The organism is Microcoleus sp. B6-A1 (genome assembly GCF_036705085.1).
Classification (GTDB): domain Bacteria; phylum Cyanobacteriota; class Cyanobacteriia; order Cyanobacteriales; family Microcoleaceae; genus Microcoleus.
Map to the genome: position 1 here is coordinate 1 of NZ_JAUBTU010000190.1, position 1,560 is coordinate 1,560.

Genomic DNA, 1,560 nt, shown 5'->3' on the forward strand with positions numbered 1-1,560 from the left:
TAGAGTCTAACTCATGGACTGGCTAATTTCATAAAGTCCTTTTTTTGTCAACTCCTAATACTGAACCGACGCCCTAGGTTTCTTTTGATGTATTGAAGTTGTTTTTTAATTGCTTGTCTTTTTTTATTTTTGGTTGGTCGTCGTTGTTTGGCTACTGCTAAGTAGTCTTTCCTGGCTAGATTACGGTATGTTCTTGGTTTTTTAGTGGTTTTTTCTTTAATTTGTTTATACAGAATGTCTATGATTTTTTCGGTATGAACTCTGGCTCTGTTTAATAGTCCTAAGTCGGTTGGATAACTAATGTCGGCTGGGGCGCAGGTTGCATCTACGATCAATTTGCCGCGATTGGATAACTCATTTTTGGCGTCCGAATCCTTTTTTTTTTCGGGTTTAACTGGCGTGAGTTCTCGCATTTTTTCGACCATGCGTTCGTTCACTTGATTAATTAGGTTGGGACTAATTCGTTGCCGAAAGTGTACTAAGAGTGATGGGTCAAATGCGAGTTCGTTGCTGTAGCTTGATTGACCGATGAAGTATTGCATATAGGGGTTTTCACGGATCTGTTCTACTGTTTCACGATCGCTAATTCCTAATTTTTCTTTAATAATTAATGCCCCCAATGCCATCCTAAAGGATTTAGCAGGGGCCCCCCTTTCTGTGGGGAAGTTTTTAGCATATTCTGTTTCAAATTCTGACCACGGGATTAGTTCGGCCATTTTTACCCAACGGTTAAGGAGTGACAATTTCCCACATGAGGGGAGTTCAAAGTCGGAAGGTGAGGGGTGAGCAAGCTCAGCTTTTTTGTACACGATCGCAGGTGGTGATGCACGGGTTTTGACCTATTTTACCTGTTAATCTTGCACTTTTTTCTCGATCGCGCGATCGAAAACCCAGACCACGCAATATGCGAGCGATTATTCAGCAAACCCTACTTAGTGTGATTCAAACCTGTCGTTTTCAAGCTCGTTCAGTAATGACTTTTTTCCGTGAGGCTATTTCTGCCCATTCTTGTGACTTGGCTATGCCTGAGCTCATTCCCATTCTTCAGACCTGAATCCTTACGTTAATTTTATATTATCGCTCTATCCAATGGGTATTTCTCAACCCGGTACGCTATATCTAGTGGTCCTGCGTAAGTCCTGAAGATAAATCTCGGATTCGCTCGTTAAACAGTCCTCAGAACTTCGCTCTGGTAAGACGGCTCGCACTCAATGCGGTCAACCAAGAAACAACTCAAAGAGCGTAGCCTGCGACAAAAAATCAAACGGGCCCCGATGAACAATGACTATATGATGCAAATTCTCAAGTGCTTTTGTCAAGCATGATTGAGATGCTCTTACCCTGGCGTTTTTTTGTGGCTCTAAGTTTTGTACAAAAATTGATGAAACAGTATCGTGAAACAAAAAACATTAGTCCCAAAACTCATCAATGCGGAGTCAAAGGCAAACTTAATGCAGAGCAACGGCGGGAGCGTGTCACTTTGGCAATAAGTATAAATGCTCAGAAAAAGCAGAATAGTAGCTTTGAGCTATTGTTGAGCAAAATAGGCGAAAATAGTAA

The 1,560-nt window shown here is 41.5% G+C and carries 1 protein-coding gene and 2 pseudogenes; 2 read left to right on the forward strand and 1 reads right to left on the reverse strand.

Going from position 1 to position 1,560, the window contains the following annotated elements:
* Positions 1–71 precede the first annotated feature (71 nt).
* A pseudogene (locus QUB11_RS31100) lies at positions 72–809 on the reverse strand (transposase); the annotation flags it as partial.
* Between the two features lie 332 nt (positions 810–1,141).
* Between QUB11_RS31100 and QUB11_RS31105 the strand changes: the two are divergent.
* Positions 1,142–1,325 (forward strand): annotated as a pseudogene (locus QUB11_RS31105) (transposase); the annotation flags it as partial.
* Positions 1,313–1,560: hypothetical protein (locus QUB11_RS31110; protein ID WP_445300872.1), on the forward strand; the 248-nt coding region annotated here is incomplete at its 3' end. The pseudogene QUB11_RS31105 and the gene QUB11_RS31110, both read left to right, overlap by 13 nt.